At 58.0% G+C, this 24,732-nt stretch carries 23 protein-coding genes and 1 pseudogene; 5 read left to right on the plus strand and 19 right to left on the minus strand.

The features are described 5' to 3' along the window. Positions 1-174 precede the first annotated feature (174 nt). The 10 genes and pseudogenes from L248_RS16420 to dhaK form a co-directional block, all read right to left on the minus strand. Entirely contained in the window at positions 175-1,005 is an 831-nt protein-coding gene (locus L248_RS16420; protein ID WP_281169983.1) for an ATP-binding cassette domain-containing protein, read from the minus strand. Continuing rightward, positions 988-1,611, minus strand: a pseudogene (locus tag L248_RS16425) (ABC transporter transmembrane domain-containing protein); the annotation flags it as partial. The gene L248_RS16420 and the pseudogene L248_RS16425, both read right to left, overlap by 18 nt. A 15-nt stretch (positions 1,612-1,626) precedes the next feature. Beyond that, positions 1,627-1,815 (minus strand): hypothetical protein, encoded by a 189-nt coding sequence (locus L248_RS15840; protein WP_022529443.1) that lies wholly within the window; start codon positions 1,813-1,815, stop codon positions 1,627-1,629. 408 nt (positions 1,816-2,223) lie between these two features. Continuing rightward, positions 2,224-3,654: an aldehyde dehydrogenase family protein gene (locus tag L248_RS06965; protein WP_051999894.1), complete on the minus strand. Its 1,431-nt coding sequence runs from the start codon at positions 3,652-3,654 to the stop codon at positions 2,224-2,226. 289 nt (positions 3,655-3,943) lie between these two features. After that, positions 3,944-4,564 (minus strand): hypothetical protein, encoded by a 621-nt coding sequence (locus tag L248_RS06970; RefSeq protein ID WP_022529445.1) that lies wholly within the window; start codon positions 4,562-4,564, stop codon positions 3,944-3,946. Positions 4,565-4,576: 12 nt separating this feature from the next. After that, positions 4,577-5,446: a GRP family sugar transporter gene (locus tag L248_RS06975; RefSeq protein WP_040535440.1), complete on the minus strand. Its 870-nt coding sequence runs from the start codon at positions 5,444-5,446 to the stop codon at positions 4,577-4,579. A gap of 143 nt (positions 5,447-5,589) precedes the next feature. Beyond that, positions 5,590-6,444 (minus strand): M20/M25/M40 family metallo-hydrolase, encoded by an 855-nt coding sequence (locus L248_RS15150; RefSeq protein WP_022529447.1) that lies wholly within the window; start codon positions 6,442-6,444, stop codon positions 5,590-5,592. Positions 6,445-6,804: 360 nt separating this feature from the next. After that, positions 6,805-7,185, minus strand: coding sequence for a dihydroxyacetone kinase phosphoryl donor subunit DhaM (dhaM, locus tag L248_RS06985; RefSeq protein ID WP_022529448.1), 381 nt, complete (start codon positions 7,183-7,185; stop codon positions 6,805-6,807). A 15-nt stretch (positions 7,186-7,200) separates the two neighbouring features. Continuing rightward, positions 7,201-7,779, minus strand: a complete 579-nt coding sequence (dhaL, locus tag L248_RS06990; RefSeq protein WP_022529449.1) for a dihydroxyacetone kinase subunit DhaL — start codon at positions 7,777-7,779, stop codon at positions 7,201-7,203. Next, on the minus strand, positions 7,769-8,797 hold the full coding sequence (dhaK, locus tag L248_RS06995; RefSeq protein WP_022529450.1) for a dihydroxyacetone kinase subunit DhaK: 1,029 nt from the start codon (positions 8,795-8,797) through the stop codon (positions 7,769-7,771). Before dhaK ends, dhaL begins: the two co-directional genes overlap by 11 nt. A gap of 211 nt (positions 8,798-9,008) precedes the next feature. Here dhaK and L248_RS07000 point away from each other — a divergent pair, with 211 nt between their 5' ends. Further along, positions 9,009-10,379 carry an FAD-dependent oxidoreductase gene (locus L248_RS07000; RefSeq protein ID WP_022529451.1) on the plus strand — a complete coding sequence of 457 codons (1,371 nt, stop codon included), beginning with the start codon at positions 9,009-9,011 and terminating at the stop codon, positions 10,377-10,379. Positions 10,380-10,508: 129 nt separating this feature from the next. On the opposite strand, the gene L248_RS07005 is transcribed toward L248_RS07000, so the two are convergent. Both L248_RS07005 and L248_RS07010 read right to left on the minus strand, forming a co-directional pair. Continuing rightward, the gene (locus L248_RS07005; protein WP_022529452.1) at positions 10,509-11,312 is read right to left on the minus strand and encodes a hypothetical protein; all 804 of its coding nucleotides are present in this window, start codon (positions 11,310-11,312) and stop codon (positions 10,509-10,511) included. A gap of 93 nt (positions 11,313-11,405) precedes the next feature. Continuing rightward, on the minus strand, positions 11,406-12,278 hold the full coding sequence (locus L248_RS07010; RefSeq protein ID WP_040535444.1) for a LysR family transcriptional regulator: 873 nt from the start codon (positions 12,276-12,278) through the stop codon (positions 11,406-11,408). Positions 12,279-12,392: 114 nt separating this feature from the next. Between L248_RS07010 and L248_RS07015 the strand changes: the two genes are divergently transcribed. Both L248_RS07015 and L248_RS07020 read left to right on the plus strand, forming a co-directional pair. Continuing rightward, positions 12,393-12,806, plus strand: a complete 414-nt coding sequence (locus L248_RS07015) for a cupin domain-containing protein (protein ID WP_022529454.1) — start codon at positions 12,393-12,395, stop codon at positions 12,804-12,806. Between the two features lies 1 nt (position 12,807). Further along, a complete protein-coding gene (locus tag L248_RS07020; protein ID WP_022529455.1) occupies positions 12,808-13,128 on the plus strand; it encodes a carboxymuconolactone decarboxylase family protein in 321 nt (106 codons plus the stop codon). Between the two features lie 53 nt (positions 13,129-13,181). On the opposite strand, the gene L248_RS07025 is transcribed toward L248_RS07020, so the two are convergent. Next, a complete protein-coding gene (locus L248_RS07025) occupies positions 13,182-15,998 on the minus strand; it encodes a WxL domain-containing protein (RefSeq protein ID WP_155828588.1) in 2,817 nt (938 codons plus the stop codon). Between the two features lie 657 nt (positions 15,999-16,655). Here L248_RS07025 and L248_RS16520 point away from each other — a divergent pair. Then, a complete protein-coding gene (locus tag L248_RS16520; RefSeq protein WP_425423447.1) occupies positions 16,656-16,799 on the plus strand; it encodes a helix-turn-helix domain-containing protein in 144 nt (47 codons plus the stop codon). Here the strand turns inward: L248_RS16520 and crcB are convergent. The 3 genes from crcB to rfbB form a co-directional block, all read right to left on the minus strand. Beyond that, positions 16,789-17,139: a fluoride efflux transporter CrcB gene (gene crcB, locus L248_RS07030; protein ID WP_022529457.1), complete on the minus strand. Its 351-nt coding sequence runs from the start codon at positions 17,137-17,139 to the stop codon at positions 16,789-16,791. The genes L248_RS16520 and crcB overlap by 11 nt on opposite strands. After that, entirely contained in the window at positions 17,136-17,543 is a 408-nt protein-coding gene (locus L248_RS07035; RefSeq protein WP_051999896.1) for a FluC/FEX family fluoride channel, read from the minus strand. The genes crcB and L248_RS07035 overlap by 4 nt, the downstream gene beginning before the upstream one ends. A gap of 167 nt (positions 17,544-17,710) precedes the next feature. Continuing rightward, positions 17,711-18,691: a dTDP-glucose 4,6-dehydratase gene (rfbB, locus tag L248_RS07040; RefSeq protein ID WP_022529459.1), complete on the minus strand. Its 981-nt coding sequence runs from the start codon at positions 18,689-18,691 to the stop codon at positions 17,711-17,713. Between the two features lie 127 nt (positions 18,692-18,818). Between rfbB and L248_RS07045 the strand changes: the two genes are divergently transcribed. Then, positions 18,819-19,613, plus strand: a complete 795-nt coding sequence (locus L248_RS07045; RefSeq protein ID WP_022529460.1) for an N-formylglutamate amidohydrolase — start codon at positions 18,819-18,821, stop codon at positions 19,611-19,613. On the opposite strand, the gene L248_RS07050 is transcribed toward L248_RS07045, so the two are convergent. The 3 genes from L248_RS07050 to L248_RS07060 all read right to left on the minus strand — a co-directional run bounded on the left by L248_RS07050 (position 19,566) and on the right by L248_RS07060 (position 24,462). Continuing rightward, positions 19,566-21,878, minus strand: a complete 2,313-nt coding sequence (locus L248_RS07050) for an HAD-IC family P-type ATPase (protein WP_022529461.1) — start codon at positions 21,876-21,878, stop codon at positions 19,566-19,568. The genes L248_RS07045 and L248_RS07050 overlap by 48 nt on opposite strands. Positions 21,879-21,987: 109 nt before the next feature. Continuing rightward, a complete protein-coding gene (gene eno / locus L248_RS07055) occupies positions 21,988-23,274 on the minus strand; it encodes a phosphopyruvate hydratase (protein ID WP_022529462.1) in 1,287 nt (428 codons plus the stop codon). 204 nt (positions 23,275-23,478) lie between these two features. Then, positions 23,479-24,462 (minus strand): hypothetical protein, encoded by a 984-nt coding sequence (locus L248_RS07060; protein WP_022529463.1) that lies wholly within the window; start codon positions 24,460-24,462, stop codon positions 23,479-23,481. Positions 24,463-24,732 lie beyond the last annotated feature (270 nt).

Genomic DNA, 24,732 nt, shown 5'->3' on the forward strand with positions numbered 1-24,732 from the left:
CTGGTCGCAGCATCGATTATTAAAGAATCATGAGCGTGCGGCTCACCTCACACTATACCGGAGTATGTGTGCCGACACAAGCACAAAAAATCCGTCCCGCGACTTGATCAAAAAGCGCGGAACGGATCATTCTTGAAAGGCCTGATACCGATTCCCCAGCCAGCTCGTCTGTCGCTATTCGACCACGACATCCGGCACCGTTGCCGGTGAATCGCCGGTCTCTGCCAAATCTTCAGGGAACGTATAAACCCGATCCATCATGGCTTCGATTTCCGAGAACGGCTGGTGGGTCACCATGATGACCATAATGTTAGGATTCAGGACCAGGGTCCGTTCAATGGCGATGGCCATCTCCGTCTGCAGACCCGAGGTGCTTTCGTCGGAGAAGACAATGTCTTTGTGCCGGAGAAAACCGCGGGCCAGGGCAATTCTCTGCTTCTCCCCGCCGGAGAGATTGTTACCGTCCTCCCCCGCATCAGCGTCCAGCCTGGGCAGCAGAATTTCTCCGCCAGCATCGGTCAGTGCTCGCCGTACTTCAGCATCGCTGTAATTCTCATCGAGCAGAATATTGGACCGAATCGAACCGGCCAGGATATGGTAATCTTGGCTGAGATAGATCACATGATCGCGGATCAGTGCCGGATCAAGGGCTTTAAGCTCGACCCCGCCTAAGGTGACTGACCCCGTGTACTCCGGGTTCTGCCCGCTGAGCACTTTGAGAAATGTCGTCTTGCCGCTGCCGCTGGGTCCGACGAGCATGTATTTGCCATGCTGGGCAAAGGTGAAGGCCAGAGGCGGCGTGACGGCGTTATTTTTTACGGTGGGCACCAGTCCCTGCGCCGTATATTGCAACGGCTCGTCCACCGGTAATTTCTGCCCAGCCTGGCGCGGTCTGTCTTCCACCGCGGCAAACTTGGCAAAAATACTTTTAGTTGACGCAATGGACGCAAAATGGTTGCTGAGATTCCCAAGGGTGTTGAAAATATTGGTGCTCAGGCTGCCCACCGCATCGACTGTGCCGATGGTCAGCACTCGGGCAATCGCCAAATACCCGGTGAGTAAGAGAAGTGCCAGGTTAGACACGATATTCCCGGCAAACCCGAGGACAGCAACAATGGCCTGCATGCGCGTCTGCTTGACCATCACATCTTTCAGACTGAGTGACGCTGCCCGAATTTTGTTAACGATGTTGCCGACAACGTTAAACGACTTGTACACGTCATAGGCTTTCAGCATATTGTCGGAAACGGACATAAAGTGTTCGTTTTCTTTGGTGGCATTTTCACCCACCCGGTTCATGGGTTTGGAGAACAGCATCGGGATCAGCATCATCAGCCCAGTCAATACTAACGTCGCGATGCCAATCCAAACACTATAGAAAAACAGCGTGAAAATGGCGATACCGGCACCGAAGAGCGACGCCGTCAGGTCAAAGAAGTTGGCAAAGGCAGCCTGATCAACCGTGTTGATATCATTGCTGAGCCAGGATTCGTACGTGCCAATTGGTTTTTCGTGAAACTGGGAGAATTCTTGGGCCGTCACCCCGCCCAGCACATCGACTCGGATAGTCGTATTGATCGTCTGGATGGTTTTCTCCTGGGAAACCGCGCCAAAGTACGCGAAAACCTAAAAGGCGACCCACCCCGCAAATTGAATCAATATGGCTTGGATGAACGGCGTCCAGCGCAAAGAAATGAGGGCATTCAACGTATTTGCTGAACGGGCGGAAGTAAATACGATTGCCCCTTGTTGGCAAAAGAGCAGAATGCATGTGACGCACACACCCCAGAAATTTGATTTTAAATATTTGAACATACGGCCTGCCCCTCCCCCGCTTTGTCACAGTATACTCATTGGCATATGGTGTTCTTGAATACATTCATTGTAAGCAAGGGGGAGGGCTGTAGGAATCAACAAAAGGTGGGAAAATGCTCTAAAATAAGACCGTCGTTGCTGTTTAACAGGAGTATAATTAACCGTATCTGTGGATAATTAGTTGCAAATGTGGCGATGTGTCTATGGTCAGTGTGTCTCTTACCATGCCCAGGCCAATACCATATACGGCCTTTTTTGCCAGCGTTCTGACTTACTCGACGAGACGTCATGCTATACGTACGCTGCGCCTCAACCAAAGCATAACAAAAGACCCGCCCCAGAATGATCATCAGTGGACTGATGATGCGGCCCGGGACAGGTCTTCTCTTTTCTCACGACGAATGATTGTTACAGCTGCTGCTTCCGAATCACTCCGCGCAATTCAGCAATCAGCGCGTTCGGATGGCGGGTCGGAGTCGCCACGGTCTTGATGTTCAACAGGTCGGTATCGGTCAGATTGTGGGAAATGGAGTTCTTCCCATACGTCCCGGTGCCCAGCGTCAAGGATGGCGTCAGGGCATTGAAGAGACCGCCGATACCGCCGAGGGAAGCGGGCTGGTTGACCAGGATCCGGCAGGCGGGCATCATCTGGCCGAAGGCGGCGATGACGTCCTTGTTGGTGGTGTGCAGTGCGGCTGTATGGCCGAGGCCGCCGTAGTTCAGCAGTGCCAAGCACAAGTTGAAAGCGGCCTGGCGGTCGTTAGCCCGGTACATGGAAAGGACCGGAGACAGCTTCTCGCCGGACAGCGGGTAGTTCGTGCCGATGCCGGCCACCGGGGCGATCAGGACCTTGGTGCCAGCCGGCACGGTGATACCGGCCAGCTTGGCGATCTTCTCAGCGGTCTGCCCAGCAACCGGGCCGCGGACGGTGTGCCGCTGGGGGTCAATGACAGCGGCGCTGAGTTTGGCGACATCCGCTTCAGGGACAAAGTACGCACCCTGGCGCGTGAATTCTGCCTTGACCTGGTCCTCGATGGCGGCATCAACGACGATGCTGTTCTCAGAAGCGCAGATCATGCCGTTGTCGAAGGTCTTGCTGAGCATGATATCGCTGACCGTGGCCTTAATGTCGCAACTCTGTTCGATGTAGGCCGGTGCATTACCGGGCCCAACACCCAGGGCCGGCTTGCCGGTGGAATAGGCGGCTTTGACCATCCCCGGACCGCCGGTGGCCAGGACGATGGCCACTTGCGGGTTGTTCATTAAAGCACTGGTCGCTTCAATACTGGGGTGGTGAATGTACTGGATCAGGTTCGCCGGAGCACCGGCATCCGTCGCAGCCTTCGCCAAGACCCGGACCGTCGCGGCCCCGCATTGCTGGGCCTGGGGGTGCAGGCCGAAGATAATGGCGTTGCGCGTCTTCAGCGCCATTAGAATTTTGAAGATGACGGTGGATGTCGGGTTCGTCACAGGCGTCACACCAGCCACGACACCCAGCGGTTCGGCGTACTTGGTGATGCCGTGGATCGGGTCTTCTGCAATCTTACCCACGGTCTTATCGTTCTTAATGTTGTTCCAGATGTACTGGCTGGCGTAGATGTTTTTGATGGCTTTGTCCTCGGCATTGCCCCGGCCGGTTTCTTTCCAGGCGAGAAAAGCGAGAACGCGGGAGTGGACGATGGCCGCATTGACCACGGCCTGGCAGATGGCGTCCACTTGTTTTTGGTCGAATGCTTGATATTCTTTAAACGCGTGTTGGGCAGCGGCCACTAAATCGTTGACCTCTGTGGTAACAGATTCTTGTTCATCGTAAACTTTTTTCAATTGGGTAGCAGGCATCTTCAGCATCTCCTGATGAGTGATTTCACGATTACCATACCGCCCCGCTACCCGGATGTAAACACCTTGAAAACGCGTCGGAACAGCATTCCCCATCTGTATTCAGAATACTTCACAAAGTCCTGGAAACCACGTGAGGACGGGCATTGATGAAATTTCACAAATTCACAATGGAGCCGGTTGCAGAAAAGCCAAAGTGATACAGATATTTTTTTGAATGAAACAGCAAAAACGCCCGTCTGACGACTGCTATAGCAGTTTTCAGACGGGCGTTTCTTACCTTACTGTACTACTTGGCACTGTCCCCTAACGCCTTAAACGCCGCAGGGGTGAGATGGAGGATGTCCGCCTGGCGATCGGCGTGGACCAGGGCGTCATAACTATCCTCTGGTAAAGCCGCCAAGAAGGCCGCCGCATTGACCTCGGCCGGCTTCAGCCAGCGGTTCAAGTGGTGTTCGTTGAAATAACTGGACTGCTGTTTATACGTCGACTGCGCGGCTTGGGGATCGACTTCGATTTGGGTCGAGCCCTTGGGCAAGGTGATCGAGGCCAAGGGGGCCACGACCAGATAGTAGGTGCCCAAGTCGGTCACCGTCGTAATGGGGTCGGCCACTTGGGCGGTGGAGCGCAACTGTTCCTGGGGCAGCGCCTGCCACACAACCTTGGTCAGCCGCTGGCGCTGGACCAGCAGCAGGATGGGATAGGCCGTTACCGCCGCGAGGATAACGATCAAGACGACGACGGCAGCCACGGGCAGCGTGGCCGCGCTGCCGTTAGCGAACAATACCTGTTGGATCACGATACCGGCGAGCAAGACCAGCCACACCGTTGCTGTCAGCCACAGCGCGCGCTGAATGTTGCGGGCACTCTGCACTAGGCGTTTGATTTGGTTCTTTTCTGCCTCTGTCATTCTTCGTCCCCCTTATGCTTGCATGACGCCCAGCAGGACGCCGCCGACGATCACCAGGCCGCAGCCGATGAGCGTGTAGACCAGTTCCTTGCGGGTCTTGTGCTCCCGCAGGATCACGATGCCGCCCAGGGTGGAGATGACGACGCCCATCTGGGACAGTGAGAAGCTGATGGCCAGCCCGCTCATCTGCACCGCTTGGGTGTAGAACAGGTTGCCCAGGGCCCACAGCAGGCCCAGGACCATGTTGTAATAGGTGAAGCGGCTGTTCATCTTCCGCGCCGGCTGACTGCTGCTGGCGGCGAAGCCTTCAATCAGCACACCGATCGCCTGGGGCAGGATCAGCGCCGCCGGGTCGGGGGTGAAGGCCTTGTTCACGATGGAGTAGAGAGAAATGCCGACCCCGGACAGCAGCATGGCAATGATGCCCACCAGCTGCTGCTTGTTGCCGCCGGCGTCGGGGGCCGCCCCAGCCGTCTTTTCTTTCTTCGATGTGAAGACCGCCCCGATAATCAGGATGATCAGCGCGGCGAAGCCGAAGAGATAATCCCGCATCCCGGTCCATTCGCCGAAGATGAAGGCCCCGGCCAGCGTGGTGATGACCAGCTGGGCGGCGGTGGACAGGGGCATGCCCATGGATACCCCGATGGCTTCCAGGCCGCGGAACTGCTGGTTTTGGCCCCAGCAGTAGAACAGGCCCGAGGCCAAGCCGACGAGCATCGTCTGCAGGCTGATCGTCGGCTGCTCGATTAAGTAATAGATCAGCGCGAAGAACAGGATCCCGTAACTCTCGCCGAGGATCTGGTTCTGACTGCTGCCGCCGATCTTGTGGCTGACCACAGAGATACTGCCCCAACAGGCGGCGGTGATGAGGGCAAACAGGATACCCGTAACGCATCATTCCTTTTCTTGATATGTGTACTACTGTAGCACATTTTTCAGAAAGGAGACCAGGCAATGCGCGCAGCAGAACTCAAAAAGGCCGCCCCCCGCGGCAGGCAGCGGCCTTCATTTCTGAAACTGACATATTACAACATGGCTAAGTAATGCTTGTACAGATCGATGTAAAAATTGATGTAGCGATGGTAAAGCGCCAAATCGACGTATTCAGCGTGGTCCGGGCTGGTCCAGCTGCCGGGGCCGGTGACGACGGCCTCGATGTCTGGATTGCGGTCAACAATGGGCTGGACGTCAATGTCGGCGGCACCGTTGATCACCGGCAGGGGCTGCTTCAGGTGCTTCTCCCCCAACTGCTGGGCAAGGTTCACCAGCCGGGTGCTGGTCGTTCGCTGGGCGGCAATCACAAAGTGCTGCCGACCGGCGGGAACGGCGCCGGCCGTGACGACGGCCTGGATATCATCCGCCAGCGCCGCCACCGGTTGGGTCTGACACGCCTTGGTCACCGTGCTTGGTTCGCCGATGATTACGCCTGTGATGTCATCCAGATACCCGTGCTCGGCCAGTGTCTGCATCCCCTGGGCACTGATGGCCCGGCCAGCGGTGGCCAAGAGCCGGACGCAGCCGTTCAGGATGACGCCGGCGTCGTGAAGCTGAATCAAGGCAATCAGTCCCGCCGCCAAGCCTGCCTTCATGTCGGCCACACCGGGCCCGTACAGCTTACCGTCCTGCACCTGAGCCCTGGGCGGGTCATCGGCCGGCACCGCCGCGGCAATACCGGTGTGGGCAGCGAAGCCCAGAACGGGACCGCGGCTGTTGCCGATCTCCGCCACGAGATTCATCTGGCCCCCAGAGCAGACCACTCGGTGGACTGGAATGTGATGCTTCCCCAATAAGCGGGCAATATACGCCACCGCGTCCCGGCCATCAGTCCCGGAGATGGCCACGAGGTCTTTCAATATTTGGTTATAATCCGATAATCGCATGATACACACGCCCCCATCTTTATTCTCACACTCTATTGTATAGGGGCCTTACAGAAATGTAAGAAACCGAGCTTGACATCGGTCTAGGCCGCATTTCAGAAAATGGGTATACAAAAGCCGACTCTGTTTTCAATAGACAGAGTCGGCAATGTGTCAAAATATTGATCATGGTCCCAACAAGTTCACCGAAACGGCGCCCTGCCGCGTTTCTCAACCAGTGGTCAGAATTTCGACGGTTAAGTGCGACCGGGGCAGCCCGCTATGAGAATGGGCGCCGACTCCCACGGTTTGCGCTGCCCGCCGCAAATGTTGGTCCCCCGTCCCCGGGATGCCGCGATGCTGTGGGCTGGCCGATTCGGGTCACTTGATCTTCAACGGGGCTAATTGCTTCTCGATTTCCGCCCGGCTGTCCCCCGCTTGAAGCAGCGCCGCGCAGGTGTACGCCCCTTCGACGAAGGCCACATCGTAACGGTGCAGCGGTTTATCGGTCATGTCGGTGACGAGATCTAGGTTCATCTTGGCACTGCCCAGATCGTAGAACACCATCAGGTCCGTCGCCGGATTGGCGTCGATGGCCTGGAGAATGTGGGTGGCGTCGGTGCCGATGTCACCGTCACTGGTGCCGCCGGCGGTGGTCAAGGCCACGTCGGGGGCGACTTGCCGGATCAGTTTGGTGATCCCGGCGACGATCTCGGGCACGTGGGAGACCAGGACCATGCCGGTTTGTGTATTGGCTGCCATAGAAAGGCCCCTTTCTTACTTCGTCGCTTGCAGCAAGGTCTTCAACAGCATCCCGGTACTGACGGCGCCGGGGTCCAGGTGGCCGATGGAGCGCTCACCCAGGTAAGACGCGCGGCCCTTCAAGGCCCGCAACGGCTTGGTCGCGGCCACCAGCTTATCGATAACGGCATCATTCAGCTGGCCCTGCTTGGCGTCGGCCGCGGCCGGCAGCCAAACGTCGACCATGGTCTTATCGCCGACCTTAGCGCCGCCGCGTTTAGCGACGCCGGCAGCGGCGGCTTGCAGGAGCGCCGGCAGATCGTTTTCGTCGTCCTTGGCGGCCTTGGCCATTTCCAGAAAGGCCGTACCGTACAGCGGACCGGACGCGCCGCCGACCTTGCTGATGAGGCTCATGGCGATGCTCTTGAAGGTTTGTGCCAGGTCCGTGGGCTGGTCCTTGGCCAGCCCGGCCTCGACGGCTTTGACGCCCCGGGCCATATTATTGCCGTGGTCGCCGTCACCGATGTCGGTGTCTAACTGACTGAGGTAATCCTTGTTCTTTTCGATTTCTGCACTAAACAGCTGCATCCATTGCTTGACTTGTTCAACGTTCATTCCGTGTATCCCCCCAACCGATCGTGGCTGCCGGTGCGTTCAAGTACGGCAGCCAGTGCTTATCCGTCAACTGCAGCAAAGTCAGCGACAGGCCTGTCATGTCCAAGGACGTGACGTAGTTGCCGACCTTCGTGAAGGCCGCTGTCGCCTGGGCCTCCCCGAGCTGGTGGAGGACATCGTTAGCGAAGATGAACTGCTCGCCCAGCGGGGTGGCTCCAAAACCGTTGACCAGAACAGCGAAAGACTTGTCCGCCAGACCGCCGGGAAACTGGTCCCCGATCTTGCCCAGCAGCTCTTTGGCCAGTTGCGCGGACGGCACCATCTTTTCCCGCTTGTAGCCGGGCTCGTTGTGGATACCGACGCCGTACTCCATCTCGTCCGGCCCTAGTTCGAAGCCGGGGTGGCCGACTTCCGGTACCGTGGCGGCGTGGAGCGCCACCCCGATGGTCTTGGTCTGGGCAATGACATCCTTACCCAGCTGGACCAGCGTCTTGAGGTCGGCGCCGGCCTCGGCGGCCGCCCCCACGATTTTCTCCACGAAGACTGTCCCGGCAACGCCGCGGCGGCCCTGGGTGTACAGGGAATCTTCCACGGCCACATCGTCATCGACAACGATGGATTCCACCGGGATGTCGTCGATACCGGCCAAGTCCTTGGCCATGTCGAAGTTCATGACATCACCGGAGTAATTCTTGATGATGAGCAGCACCCCGCGGCCCTGGTTGGCTGCCTTGATGGCTTCGTAGATCTGGTCCGGTGTGGGCGACGTGAAGACTTGCCCGGCCACCGCCGCCGTCAGCATTCCCAACCCGACGAAGCCGGCGTGGAGCGGTTCGTGCCCGCTGCCGCCGCCGGAGACGACGCCAACCCTGGGTTCATGTTTCTCCGTGAACGCCTTATCGTTGCGCACCACGGCGGTGGTATCCGGAATCAAGCGGACATATTGCGGATAACTGGCGACCATGCCGGCCATCATTTCCGGTACAAGGTCGCTGGGATCGTTCAGAATTTTCTTCAACCTACTGGCACCCCTTTCAACGTACACCCCCATTATAGGCTATCGCCCCTGGTCCCGTGAACCGGCACTTTTCTTGCGTCATTAATATTGAATCCTTTTTTAGAACTGTTACAATCTAAGCTGTAAGATGTGGTCAGAAAGACAGCCATGTGCTACGATTAACATGTGTGATTGTCCACAATCTAATTTGATCAAAGGAGTGCGTTTTCTGATGAAAGTTATCGTTGTCGGTTCGTCCCATGGCGGTTATGAAACTGTTCGGGGAATCCTCGCGCAAGCCCCAGAGACTGAGATTCAGTGGTATGAGAAAGGCGATTTTCTCTCCTTCCTCTCCTGCGGCATGCAATTATACTTAGAGGGCGTTGTCAAAGACGTCAACAGCGTCCGCTACGCCACGCCGGAGGGCATGCGGGCTCAGGGCGTCCACGTCTTCACCCGGCAAGAGATCACCACGGTGGACCCGGCGGCCCATACCGTCACCGTTCATGACCTGGCCCACGACACCACCCGGACAGAGCATTATGACAAGCTCGTCCTCTCCGTCGGCGCGGTCCCAGCTAGCCTGCCGGTACCCGGTGCGGACCTGCCCAACGTGTACGCCATGCGCGGGCGCGACTGGGCGGCTAAGCTGAAGGCCAAGACCGTCGATCCCAGCGTTCAGAACGTGGTTGTCGTCGGCGCTGGCTACATCGGCACCGAAGCCGCTGAAGTCTTCGCTAAGGCGGGCAAGCACGTCACCCTGGTGGACATGATTCCGCGGCCCCTCGGCGTCTACTTGGATGAAGAATTCACCGACATTCTCGAAGACACGATGAAGGCCCACAACATCTATCCGGCCACCGGCCAAACGGTCAAGGAATATACCGCAGAGAACGGCCAGGCCACGCAGGTCGTCACCGACCAGGGCACCTACCCGGCCGACCTGATCATCCAAACCGCCGGTATCAAGGCCAACACTGACTGGCTGCAAGGTATCCTGGACCTGGATGAGAAAGGCCTGGTCAAGATCAACGACCATCTGGAGACCTCGGCCCCCGACATCTACGCCGTGGGCGATGCCACCAAGGTCCCCTTCGCACCGACGGAAGGCCACGAGCAAATTGCCCTGGCTACGAATGCCCGCCGCCAAGGCCGCATTGCCGCCAAGAACCTGCTGGGCGAACGCATCGCCATGCCGCCAGTGTCCGGTTCCTCCGCTCTGTCCGTCTTTGATTACCACTTTGCTTCTACGGGGATCAAGGAAGGCACCGCCGACAAGTTCGGCGTCAAGACGGCCTCCATCTTCGTCCGCGACACCACGCAGCCGCCCTTCGTGCCGACCACTGCCGGCAACACCGACGTCTACTTCAAGCTGACCTATGCCCCGGACAGCCACCGTATCCTCGGTGCCCAGATCATGGCCAAGCGGGACGTCACGGCCAACATCAACACCATCAGCCTGGCCATCCAAGCCAAGCTGCGTCTGGAAGACCTGGCTTACGCCGACTTCTTCTTCCAGCCCGGCTTCGACCGCCCGTGGAACGTGATGAACGTCGCCGCCCAGAAGGCCTTGTTGGGTGAGAAGACCGCTGTGCTCAGTTAAGCAACGAGAAAAGTCATGAAAAACGTCATCCGGCTGCGGATGGCGTTTTTTGGGGCTTGCCGACCCTGTCTGGCATTTTCCAAGGGTAGAAAAACGCCGCCCGACAGGCGACGTTTAGTCTTTCTGCTCTTACTTTTCTAAGTTACATTGCGTATACCCTTTGGCCCGGGCCTGGGCTAAGGTCATCGTCCGCAGTTTGCCTTTATCCGCATTCGACAGGCCCACGCAGTTCGTGATGAAATGGTATTTCTTGCCGCTGGCCGCTACATAGACAGTCTGGCTGTCGGGATGGGCGGTGCTCGGCGGGGTCACGCTGCCACCGTTGTTGTTATTGCCACTGTTATTCCCAGGTTTGACCAAGTCTTCAGGCGCGGTCGCATATTGCTTTGTTCCCCGGCTCTGCTCAGAGGTCAGATAGAAATAAGTGCCGTCAATCCACTGATTCGTGCCCAATTCATACCAGACGTGGCCGTTGACCACTTGCCGGCGATTGACCCGCCAAGCAGAATTGTGCAGCAGCTTACGCCCCGGGACCGGCTTCTGCCCGCTAGTGGCCTTGGTCCAAATGGCAATACTGTAACCCGGCACGTATTTCACCCGGCCAACGGCACGGAGAGCCTGGGTACTCGACTCATTTTGAATATCGAAATACTTGCCTGACATGTACTGTTTACCGCCGAGGTTGAAGTAATAGTCATTCCCCGCCGCTGCCCCGGCAAAGACCTGCCAGCGTGTGCCGGTTTTGAGGAACTTGTTCAGAACGTGGGCGCCGGGCTGCTCATACAGCGCGATACCGTAATTCTGGACATAGTTGACCGTCCCCACTGTACTGCCCGTCGCTGCCTGGGCAGAATGCCCGACCGCCAAGGCACCAAATAAGAGACCCGCGCCAACAACAGCGGCGCGCAGCCAGTGCATCCATGTTTTCTTCATCAAACAAACAACTCCCCTAAGTATTTTGCATCACATAATTCATTCTACAGGAGAAATGGTCCTCTGCCTACTCCTAAAGATACAATGGGCTGGCTAAGCGGGGGATTGCGTGAATACTTTCAGAAACGCCCGAGCCGGCGGTGACAGCACCGTATTCTTCGGCCAGATCAGCGTCATGCCGGTGGACAGTTCCGGAGTGAACGGAATAAACCGCAAACCTGGCGCCACGGTCTCGGTCAGGTGGCTGATGCCCACAACGGCACCCATGCCGGTTTCAGCCAGAATGGCTGCGTTGAAGATCAGGTTGAAGCGGCCCACCACTTGGTCTTTCCCTAGCGGTGCGCCGAGCCAATTTTCTAACATCTGCTGGACGGGTGAGCGGTCGGAGATGATCAGCGGCGTGTGCCGGAAGACCGCCCGGGTGATGGCTGGCCTCTTCGCCAACGGTGATGCCGGCGGAACGGTCAAGCCCCAGATGTTGCGGCCGGTGAGCGGCGCCCAGGCGTACTTGTTCTTATCCGCCGGGTCGATCACCACGCCGAAGTCCAGCACGCCCCGGTCCAGACGTTCAAAAATATCGTCGGCGTTGCCGCTATAAAGATGCAGCTGGACCGCCGGGTGCTCCCGGCACAACTGGGCCGCGGCTTGAATGACCTGCCGATTCAGGGCCGATTCGCCCAGCCCGATGGTCAGCGGTCCGCTCAGCGGTGTCTGCTGATTTAGAGCGGCGGCCGTGCCGTCGGCCAAAGCCAGGATCTGCCGCGCCCGGCTAACCAAGTACGTCCCCGCCGGCGTCAGGCTCAGCCCCCGCCCAGCCCGGTCGAACAGCGGTGTGTGCAGCTCGTTTTCCAGGTCGCTGATCTGGCGGGACAGTGCCGGTTGAGAAATATGCAGCAGCGCGGCGGCCGCCGTCATTGTCCCGGCATCGACGATGGCGACGAACGACCGCAAGGTATGGAGTTCCATCGGCTTTCTTCCTTCCATAATTAAAACACATGAGTCGTTATGACTGATTACGATTATACATTGGTCACAGCCAGGCGTATAGTGAAACCGACAACTTAAAAGGAGGACGATTCAATGACCACAAATGAAAACCACGGCGGGCTGTTCGGGCTCGGTGATAAGAATTCTGCATATGCCCAATACTTCATTGGCCAGAGTTACCTGCAGTCGCTGATTCCCCTGGATGATGATATTGACGTGCACGTTGCCAACGTCACCTTCGAACCGGGGTGCCGGAACAACTGGCATATCCACCACAACGGCTACCAGCTGCTGCTAGTCACCGCCGGCGAAGGCTGGTACCAGGAAAAAGGCCAGCCGGCGTGGCGGCTGCATCCCGGCGATAGCGTCGCCATTCACCCGGGGGTTGAACATTGGCACGGTGCGACAAAGGACAGCTGGTTCAGCCACATTGCCATCACCAAGGGCACGACTGAATGGCTGGCGCCGGTGAACGACACGGAATACAACACATTGGAGGCTAAGTAAGATGGCCAAGAAGCAAACGGCCGGGCGCGACCAATTGGGCGACTTCGCGCCGAAATTTGCAGAGTTGAATGATGATGTCTTGTTCGGTGAAGTCTGGTCCCGGGAGGACAAGTTATCTGCCCGCGACCGCAGCATGATTACCTGTGCGTCGCTGATGTCCCAGGGGCTGTTCCCCCAGCTGGAGGCGCACATGAAGATGGCCAAGACAAACGGCGTCACCAAGGACGAGATGGTGGAGCTGATTACCCACCTGGCCTTCTACGCCGGCTGGCCCAAGGCCTGGTCAGCGTTTGGGTTGGCCAAGGAAATTTACAAAGATTAGCGCATGAAAAAAGCAGGCAAACGCCTGCTTTTTTTCATGTCCGCACGCAACCTTCACAACGTCGTATCAGCGTCCGTCAACGTATACATCACGGTTGCCTTGTACTGATCCGTCTTCAACGTCGCCCCAGCATTTCCAGAAACCTCCAAGTTGATGGCAGAGAATGGAATCGTGTTCCCCGTTCCTGCATGGCTGGTCATTTTCCCGGTAATGGCCGTCGCAGTCCCCGGGGTGTCACCATCTGCCCCTGCGGGCACCTGCACCGCTGTGCCGCCCGTGGGGGTGAACGCAATATCTGCCTGCGCCAACGGGGCTGCGTTCGAATGGGTCAAGTCCTTGAATCCCGTGAGCGCGGCACTGAGCTGCACACTGTGGCTCACGCTGCCGGCAGCGTATGTAAACGTCCCGGTGCCTTTGTTGGGATACGCTGCGTCTGCCTGCGGCAAAGGATGTTGGCCAAACTTCAGGTCGGGGACGCTCAAGCTCAAGGAGAGCGGTTTGTAAACGAACGTGATGTCCACCGACCCGGTGTTGCTGTCGGGTAGATTGCCGGCCGCATTCGCAGGCAAGCTGGATTGATCCAGGGCGTACGTCCCAATGGTTAATGGCGCGTGCCCAGTCAAATCCGTGGCGGCCGACGCGGTCACGTCAGCGGCCGTCGCGGCGAAGTCTTTGAAATTATACGCCGTCCCAGCAGTGCCGCGCTTGGTCACGGGTGCCCGCAGCACTCGTCCGGCAGCTGTCTCGAAGTGGAGAACAGCCTGCGCTTTCGGGTTGATCCGTACGGTTTCAATGTTGGAAACCATTTCCTGGGTTTGGGTCGCGTCCGGGACATCCACGGCATACAGATACAGGGTGTGTTCGTCGTTGTCCTTGACGGCTGTCTTGATGGCCTGCAATGTGCTGCTGCTCAGCGTTCCATTGAAAGGCAGGTAATCGTCATGGGGTGCGGCCGCGATGCCGTAATCCACCGAATCCAGCAAGTGCCGATCCGCCGCCGCTGGAACGGTCGTCGGCGTCACTGGTTTATCCAAGGAATAGTAAACATTCACTTTCTGACTGTTTTCGTCAGAGACTGTTCCGGGCACACTGGCATTAGCGGTATTTTGATCCACTGTCAGTGTCTTGTTGTCAACGGTAAGAACAGGGGGGTAACTGTTGTTCACTTGGGAATTGAAGACCATCGTTTTCTGGTCGCCCGGTGCAAATGGGCCCACAGCCTGAGAGGACCACTTCATGGCAATCCCGGTATCGCCGTTTGTCCCATTGTGATCGTCATAAGCTACGCTGCCGGCCGTTTCTTGTTTGCTCGCCATGCCTCGATCAGTCAGGCTTGTGAAGCCGTAATCATCGTGGGGCGGAATGTTGATCGATTCGCTGGTGGCCTCTTTCGGCGAGATGTCTGTGTCACTCCAGCCGTTCACCTGCATCCAGTGGCTGCCCAGCCAGGCATCCGGACCATTTTTGTTGTTGAAGTTGTAAGAAATGGTATAAGGAAACGTGGTTTCCGTTGAACGAATTGCTAAACCCTCGTTATACCCCTTTAGTGGACCGTCATTGGCGATCGGCATATAGTCAATCGGCACATAATCCTCTGGAGTACCGCCCCCGACAGTGAAACAGGTGTCGTAGGTCCGCTCAAAGAAAATTTTGTTAGTCAAATCCAATGTATTGGCTTGACCCGCCACCGTCTTCGGGTTACTTACCGTTTCAAACATCGCCATCTGCGTATTGCCCGTACTCGGCATGAGCGTACTCTCAACGTGCAGCACGAGCTCTGGGACATCGAGCCCAATGGCGGCGAGGCGACTCTGGTCGGTGATGTAGCCGTCGTAACTGAGTTGCAGTGTCTGGCCGCTGGCGGTCATCTCGATATGGCGAATGTCATCGAACTGATAAATCGCATAGTAGCCTGGTACGGCCTCTGTTGTGTCGTTAGTGCTGACCAGTAAAGAACTGGACGTAAGAGGGGGCCCAAATGACTCCGGGGAAGAATTATCCGTATCCCCATATAATCCATGAATACGTACTGGCGTGCTGCCACTGTTATCCAGCACATTGACATTGGGAACGTCCATGAGCCGAGCGTCGCTAATCGTCATCGGATCATGAGTCGTCGTACTGCTGCCGGTGTAATAGCCGGAATACATAAACTGGAGCTCCGACTTGTTCCCCAAATCTAACGACACATGGGCACGTTGGATACTCGGCCGCCAGACGTTGACCACGATGGAAAGCGGCTGCTGGGTCGCTGTTGGGCCTGTGACTGCCAACGTGATGTTCGTTCCTGTCGGCGTTAGCTGGCTCACCGCGCTATCCGTCAGCGTCAACGTCAGCTGCCCAGCAGCATTCTTCACTGTCACGGCACTGGCAGGAATCCCACTATTAGTCGTCACGTGAAAATCTGTAGCCTGCAATGCTGCAATTTGGTCACTCGTCCAATTTCCGGGATTGATGGCCGTTGTATTGACTTGGGCACTCCCGCTGCTGGCGAAATTGAGGCTTACGCCGCCGCTGGTATCTGGTTCCGCTTCTATGTAAGTCTTTGCCGGGGTACTGGCGGCTGCGGTGAGCATCTGGGTGGCCGCCAGCGGCTGGCCTGGGCTGATGGTTGATTGGACCGGCGCACGGGATAACCCCGTGGCCGCTTCCGTACGCACCTTGCCCACTGAGGCCGTCGCGGTCACCTGGGCGAGCGCAATGTCCGGGTGCAATGTTTTGACGAACTGTTCTTGAGTCGCCACCGGCAGACTAAGAAATTCTAGCGGCGTGTATGCCGTCCCGATACAGGCTTCTTCGACCCATTGCGGCAGCGTACTGCGGCTTGCGGCCGCGGCCTTAGTTGCGGGCGTCACCGTATCTGCTCTCACCAGGGTTCTGCTGCCCGCCGCACTGCCGCCAATCAACACAGCAGCTAAAACAATAAGCAGTCGGATGAACGGCTGTAAATAACATCTTTGTGTTTGCTTGCTCAATGGACATATCCTTCCCCACAAGAATGATTGATCAGCTGCTTGCGGATCATTTGCCGCCCCTGCCTGCCGCGAGATGACCGGCAGCGGCGGGATATTTTACCGCAAGCAAGCTAATATATTGTCACCTGTAAACCATTGTAGTCCAATGCTGTAGTTAGGGAAGTACGCCAATAATAATTATCCCACATTTCTGTCATAAAATTATTATCATGGATGCTGTGCCATGATGTCTAAGAAGCCTTCACTGACCGGCAATATAATAATCTTGGTCGCGTCAGTCCAGTGACAGCGATTGGAAAAGACAATAGAAAATGTACGGCATCAACGTAGTAAACAAGGCGTCCGCATTGTTTACCAATACTCATTGAACTTTTAAATAACAGCATGACCAGTTTTGTTCCGATATCTCTCCCGCCTTCGACTAACGCCGCAATCAAGGTTACTCGGTATTTTGATTTGCCAGAGATTGATACAGTGCGGGCTGGCCAGTCGATGAACCAAGCCGTCCGGCCCCCCACTGAGACACAAACGAGGCCAATCCGCTAATCACTGCTGCGCAACACCACCACTGCCGCCAAGCGCATCGCTGCGGATGTCGGCTTCCAGTCGCCGTATTACTTCAGCAGCAAGTTCAAGCAAGTGGTGGGACTAACCCCGACCCAGTACCGCCAGCAGTCGGCGGACCCTAGGCGGTGAGCAACAGCCCCAGCCACGCGGCCAGCAGACCAAAGACCATAGAACTAGCGGCATACACCACAGTCCACGACCAGCGCCGGTTTCTCAGTAAAATGGCCATGTCCACGGCAAACGTGGAAAATGTCGTGAAGCCGCCGCACACACCGACCAGCAGCAAACTGCGGGCCAATACCGGCAGGGGTGCCCAGCCGCTGACCAAGCCGGCAGCGAACGCCCCAGCGATGTTGATCAGCATTGTGGCGATGGGCCGCTCCGGCCACCAGCGCTTACCCGCCATCGTCACAGCGTACCGGCAAAGTGCACCCGTACCAGCGCCCACGCCAATCATCAGCCAGATCATCGCGCCCCCTCCCGTCGTGTCGTCCCCCGGAAACCCCAGGCGTACCCCGTGACAGCCAGCACCAAGCCGCCGACCAGATTCACCAGCAGGAAACCAAGTGTCTGTAGCGGTGCCCGGCCCAGATGGCTCACGGTGGCCAGCATCAGGGTGGAAAACGTCGTGAAGCCGCCCAGCACACCTGTCCCCAAGCCCAGTACCAGCCGGTCCGGCCAGTCGCTGTCCACGGCGTAAGCCGTCAGCCAGGCGAGCAGAAAACTGCCCACTAGATTTTCCGCCATTGTTCCCAGAAAGCCGCTGGTGTCCCCAATCACCCAGTTCAACCCATACCGGGCCAGGCCCCCCGCTGCACCGCCAATAAAGACCACCACGCCATTGCCGCGCCGTGCCGTCTTATCCATGATCATGTTTTTCACCATTCCTTTCATTATAAAAAAAGAAAAGACGCCTGCTGCCCGAGTCATTACCCGGGCGGCAGGCGTCATTAATGACACTATCGTCATAGTCGCGGCGAACGTCATCGCCGATTCACTTATGAAAAACAGTTTACCCGCATCGGTGACTTTCTGCAAATTCACCGGACGGGCTGTTGATTCAAATCCCGCCACCAATCTTGATGGTCTTGGTACCACTGAATCGTCCGGTGCATGCCCTCCGCAAAGCTGACGGTTGGCTGCCAGCCCAAATCATGGTGGAGCTTGCTGGCATCCAAGGAATACCGCCAGTCGTGGCCCGGCCGGTCCGCCACGTGCCGAATGAGCTGGGGATCAATATGCAGCTGGGTGATGATCTCGTGGATGATCGCCAGGTTGGTCCGCTCGTTATGGCCGCTGATGTTGTAGATGCTGCCAGGGGCGGCCTTTCTCAGCACCAGGTCGATGGCCCAGCAATGATCGCTGACGTACAGCCAATCGCGGATGTTCTCGCCGGTACCGTACACCGGCAGTGTCTTGCCTTCCAGCCCATGCTGAATCATGAGGGGAATGAGCTTCTCGGGATACTGGTACGGCCCGTAATTGTTGGAACAGCGGGTGATCGTGACATCCTGACCGTAAGTGCGGTGGGCGGCGAGGACCAGCAGGTCGGCACTGGCCTTGGCGGCGGAATAGGGTGAGCTGGGATTCAGCGGCGTCTCTTCGGTGGCCTGCTGGGGTGCGGGCATACTGCCGTAGACCTCGTCAGTGGAGACCTGCTGGAAGCGGCGCACCCCAGTGGTCCGAGCAACGTCCAGCAGCGTTGCCACCCCCTTGATATTCGAATCGATGAAGACCATCGGGTCAGAAATGCTGCGGTCCACGTGGGACTCGGCGGCAAAGTTGACGATGGCGTCGATCCGGTATTCCCGAATCAGGTGGACGAGCAGATCGTGGTTGAGGATGCTGCCGCGAACGAAGTGATAATGGGCGTCTTCGGGTATGTCAGCCAGATTCGCCAGGTTGCCTGCGTAGGTCAGCGCGTCCAGGTTGATAAGGGTGTCCTCCGGGTGGGCTTGACGCATATAATGGATGAAGTTGCTGCCGATGAAGCCGGCTCCGCCGGTGATCAAGAGATGCATAGAATCCCTGCTTTCTAGAGTCTTGTCACTGCCAGTATACCGTTAATTCGGCTGACCGTTTTTTTCTTTCAGCGCAGAAAATGCGTACTTAATCATGAGAGAACAGTAAAGAAGGAAGTCCCGCCTCTTGAACAAACCATTGCCGTACCTGATTCAGAACGGACACGACCGCACCCGCCCCGTCGTCATCAGTCTGCCCCACAGCGGCACCTGGCTGCCGCCAGAAATGCAGCAGATGCTGCTGCCTACGGCTATCTTGGCTAACACCGACTGGTTCCTGCCGGCCCTCTACGCCTTTCTCCCCAGTGCTGGCTTCACCACCATCACTAACCAAGTCAGCCGCTATGCCGCCGACCCCAATCGGCCGGTGGTGGTGGCACCGGTGGGCCGTTATCAGCGGACCACCGTGTACGAACGCAACACCTTCGGCCACCCGTTATACGCGGCACCATTGCCGCTGGCGGTGATCCATGATCGTCTGGCCCGCGATTACCAGCCGTATCGGGATGCGCTGCAGCAGTTGCTGGACGAGAAGATTGCACAATTCGGTCACGTCACCCTCATCGACCTGCACAGCTTCGGCGCTTATCCGGGGCGGCCGGGCGCTCCCACCGCCGACATCGTTTTGGGCAACCGTAACGACCAGGCCAGTAGCGCCGCGCTGCGGCGAGCGTTCGCGACGGCACTCACGGCCCAGGGGTTCACGGTCGCCCAAAACACGGTCTTTCGCGGCGGCGACATCACCGCCCATTATGGCGCGGAGCCGCACATTTCTGCCTTACAAATCGAACTGAATTACCGCTGCTACATTGGCCCGCGGCAATACAAAGAAGAGGTGCTCACCCGCTATGATGAGCACCTCTTCACGGCCGCCTCACGCCGCTTGCGCGCGATAGAAGGCTTGCTTGACCAGATCCAGTAACACAGCGAAGACCAGGACGCCGGCGATGACGATGAGGTACGGCCCAATCGCCACCCGGGGCGTGATGAAGCCGGTCAGGGCCATCACCGTGGTGGCGGCCATATCCAAACAGGTCACACCCAGCACCGTCTTGCTCGGCACCGCCCGCCAGAAGGCACCCCGGGTGCGGGTCATGTAGATGGTGGCCATAGCCGAAAAGATCAGGTACGCGAATAACAATGTACTGACGCTATTCGCCGAAAGCTGCTGGTGATACTCGAAATACCAAAGCAGACCAAAACCGAGGATCAGCCACCCCACCGTTAAGCCGCTGGCGATCTTCGCCAGATCGGTCAGGTGCCAACGGGTGGGCCGATCACTGGGATAGGTACGGTCGGTGCCCAGCGTCAAGGTCACCGTATCGTTCATCAGCACGATGAACACGATCATACTCAGCGATACCGGGAAGTAGCCGGTGAACAAATAGCCGAAGGTGAGCAGCACGGTCAGCTGAGCGGTGCGGGTGAGCTTGGTGATGATCCAGGTCATCATCCGCTGATAGACCCGCTGGCCGGCGTCAACGACATCGTTGATGGCGCCCAGATCCGGCTCGGTGAGAATGACGTCCGCCGCCAGCTTGGCAATGTCGGTAGCGGTGGTCACGGCGATCCCGACATCCGCCTGCTTCAGGGCCGGCGCATCGTTCACACCGTCCCCCAGCATCCCGACGACGGCACCGGCTTGCTGCAAGTCTTGCACCAGCCGGAACTTGTCGGCGGGCAGGACGTTGGCGAACCCGGCGTAGTCCCGGGGCGCCCGGTCCATGTCGGCTGGGGTACCGATGGCGCCGTGCAAGCCCACTTGCTGGGCGACCGCCTGGGCAGTGGCTTGGGTATCGCCGGTGAGCATGATCACTTGGATGCCCCGCTTGCCCAGCCGCTGAATCAGCGCGGGCACATCCGGCTTAATCGGGTCGGCAATGGCAATCAGCCCCACGATAGCGCCGTCCACGGCGGCGGCCACCACCCGGGCGCCGGTGGCGGTAAGCTTGGCCAACGCTGCTGACATATTAGCCGGCACGTTCGCGGTTTGCATCAGCACGGTGGGCGACCCCAGCTGGACGGTCCGGTCGCTGCCCTGCCAGGCAATGGTAGCTTGGGAATATTTCTTCGCCGGATCGAAGGGCGTGAAGGTAGCCGGTTGAGAAAGGGGCCCTTGCTTCTCCGCCCTTTCCCGAATCGCCCGCTCAATACTGCTGCGGCCCTGGGGGTCGCAGGCCGCAGCCGCCAGGGTGAGGACAGCGGCGTCATCATAAGTAGCCGGTACTAAGGGCGTGACTGCTGCCAAGGCCGTCCGGTCCTGGGTCAGCGTGCCGGTTTTATCCACCAACAGGACATCCAGCGACGCCGCCTCTTGAATACCGGTCAAACCGCTGACCAGAATCTTCTCCTTGGCCAGCCGCGACGCCTCCACCGAGTTGGCCACGGTGAAGCTGGAGGGCATCGCCACCGGGATCGTGGCGATGAACAGAATGACCAGAAACGGCAGCAGGTCCATGATGTTCGTGCCTCGAATTAAGGCGGTCACGGTCAGCACCGCGACCAGGGTCACGTCCAAAATGACCAGCAGGCGGACGATGCCGAAGAGCAGTTTCTCCAAGCGGCCCGGCGCCGTGGCGTGCGTCAGCAGGTCGGCCGTCTTGCCGTAGCTGCTGTTGGTGCCGGTCTTCGTCACCTGCACGATAGCGTCACCGGACACCACCGTGGCGGCCGCATAGACCGGGTCCTTGACGCCCTTCGCCACCGGCACACTTTCGCCGGTGAGCGCTGCTTGATCCGCACTAACGCTGCCGATCAGGACGGTGCCGTCGGCTGGGATCACATCCCCCAGCTGAATATGGACGATGTCCCCCGGCACCAGCTCATCGGCCGGCAAGTTTTCCCACTGTTCGGCCCGTTTCACCCGGGACTGGGTGCGCAGGTCGGCATGCAAGCCGCCCAGCGCCTTCATCGAGCGTTTTTTCTGCACCGCCCCATCCACGGCGGAGAAAACCAGCAGGATCAAGATAAACGTTGCCTGCAGGGCCTTTCCCAAAAAGAACTCCAAGATGATTGCTGCCTCCAGCAGCCACGGCAGCGGTCCCCACAACCCGTTCAGTACGAGCCGCCAAAAGTTCGTCGGCAGCGCCGGCTGCCGGTTGGCCCCGAACTTCTTCTGTTGGGCCGCCACTTCCGCGGCCGTTAAGCCCGGTTGCGGGTACTTCTCCTCCATTGGTGCACTGGCCATCGCTGACCTCCCCTTTCTTGTTCCAAGGACTACTATACCCGCACAGTCCGACGACCGTGCGGGTATAGCGGCGACAATTAATATTCTTTAAACACGCAGTTCAGCGAACTCAGTCGTAATCCACGCTGTCCGGGAACCGGGCCAGCCGGCTGCTGTCTTGACCCAGCTGTTCCTCGATCCGCAGCAGCTGGTTGTATTTCTCGACCCGTTCGGAACGCGCCGGCGCCCCGGCCTTCAGTTCGCCGCCGTTAACAGCGACGGTGAAGTCGGCCACGAAGGTATCACCGGTCTCGCCAGAACGGTGAGAAATCATCGTCGTGTAGCCGTTCTTCCGCGCTAAGCGGACGGCCTCCAAGGTCTCGGTCACCGTCCCGATCTGGTTCAGCTTGATCAGAATGGAGTTAGCCAAGCCGCGCTTGATGGCTTCCGCAATCAACTGGGGATTCGTGCAGACCGGATCATCGGCAACGATCTGAATCTGGCTGCCGTATTTCTTCGTGAACTTGACGAAGTTGTCCCAGTCATCTTCGCTGTACGGATCTTCAATGGAGATGATCTCCGGGAACTTCTTGAACCATGCGGCATAGTGGTCGGACAACTCATCGGGCGTATAACTGTGCCCTTCCAAGTCGTACTTCTTCGTATCCTTGTTGTAGAAATATGACGCAGCGGCATCGAAGGCAATGCCGATCTCCTTGCCCGGCTTGTACCCGGCTTGGGTAATGGCATCGTGCAGCAGCTGCAAGGCTTCCTCCGAAGACTTTAGGTTCGGGGCAAAGCCGCCCTCGTCGCCTAAGCCGGTGGATTCGCCACGCTTGGCCAGGATGCGCTTCAATGTGTGATACGTATTAACAATCTTCTCGAACCCATCCCGGAAACTCGTCCGTTCGATGGGGGTGATCATGAATTCCTGAATGTCGATGTCGTTATCGGCGTGTTCACCACCATTAATGACATTGTGGAAGGTTTGCGGCAGCTCCAGATCGGTCCCGCCTAAGTAACGGTACAGCGGCGTATGCTGTTCGTTGGCCGCGGCCCGGACATTGGCCATGGACACACCCAGAATCGCATTGGCGCCTAACCGCGCCTTATTCGGCGTGCCGTCCAAGTCGATCATGACGTGATCAATGTGGCCCTGATTGAATGGGTCGAGGCCCTGCAAGGCCTTGTTGATCTCCGTGTTCACATTCTTGACGGCTTTCAGCACACCCTTGCCGCCCAGACGCTCACCGCCGTCACGTAATTCAACGGCTTCTTTCTCACCCGTGGACGCGCCAGAAGGCACTTCGGCACGGCCCATGGTGCCATCTGACAACGTCACCTCTGCTTCAACCGTGGGATTGCCCCGTGAATCGAAAATTTCCCGTGCGTGGACCTGACTAATGGTAACTGCCATGACCTAAAAGCTTCCTTTCTGAAATCCAACAAAAGAAAAAGCGCCTGCAATAACCCGTTCACCACGGAATATCGCAGACGTCATCAACTACAGCAAACTGTAATATTACGGCCGCAGACAAGCCGCGGACCTGGCGAACGTCATCGCCGATCAATTGATATTACACGTTGAGCATAACGCGGGGGTAGGGAGAAAGCAAGCCCTTTATAACGTGACGTCCACGCCGGCCTTGACCAGCCGCTGGGCAAAGCTGTCCCCCTGGATGACCTGAATCTGATTCTCTTGCACGTAACCCACGGCCTCGTCTTCACTCTCCGGCAAATGCCCCGTCGTCACGAACCACTTCACGGGCGCAAAGACATCGTAACCGGAAAATGTGGTGTACTGGAAACCGACCAGGTCCTGAATGCCCTCTTCCGGCACGGTGCCGGCATACTGCTGAACATGGGCAAAGACGACGGCACCCAGCGCGGGGAAGACGCCGATGACGTCCACTGGCGTGGTCTCGTCATCGTCCACCTGACTGGACTCGGTACTCGGATAGCGGACTTCAATCGCCCCAATGGCGGCGAAATAACGTCCCACCATCTGGGTCAGCTGAGCCAGCGGCATCCGCTGGAGCTGTCCTTGAACCGCGGCCACCGCCGCTGGGTCCGGCAATTCTGTCGGCAGCGGGCGATGGGCGACCAGGGCGTCGACCTCCTCCGCCGCGCGGCCGCACAGCAGCAGGTCCATGCCCCGAAAATGCAAGGCCCCCTGCAGGGTCGGGCCGGCGGTGGCCATGGGTTCGGTGGCGACTTTCTTCACTGCCACGGTGAAACCGATGTCGTGTTCCCGGGCCACGGTGGGGACGGCCTGGGGCAGCCCAACGGCTTCATAAACGGTGAAGTCGGTGGCGGTGGGCAGACCAGGAACAATGATCGTGTCCCCTTCGTGGAGGCGGAGAAAATAGTACAGCCAGTGGCTGCGGGTCCGGGTGGCCCAAGGAAGCTCCATGGTATGGCCCAAGGCGCCAAAGTAGACGGCAAAGTCGGATTTGCTCATCTGCTGGGCGTGTGCAATCAACGTGCCGCCCTCCCCGGCTTGCACGAAGGCAGCGTAGCCAATAGACAATTTGTTTTCCTTATTCAACAACTTGATCTGCATGGCGCCAGATGTTTGGTTATCGATACGATGCAGCAGGTACACGACGGCAACTCCTCTCCGATTAGACAGAACACGGTGAATGCTTATTCCATTATAGCAGAGTGGCGGGGAAGCACAGAGAGAAAGCCGTTATTTTTATCGGCGTTGCGCTCCGCGCTGCCGCCTCGTGGCGCAGAGGTGATTCGCGAAACCCGGCGATTTGGGCCGATACGGCGTTGTGCTTCGCACATCTGCCTCGTGGCGCGAGAAAAGATTCGCGAAACCCGGCGATTTGGGCCCTCCGGCTGGCTGGGGCTGGAACGCCATGGGCAC

It is taken from the genome of Schleiferilactobacillus shenzhenensis LY-73, from assembly GCF_000469325.1.
Taxonomy (GTDB): Bacteria; Bacillota; Bacilli; order Lactobacillales; family Lactobacillaceae; genus Schleiferilactobacillus; species Schleiferilactobacillus shenzhenensis.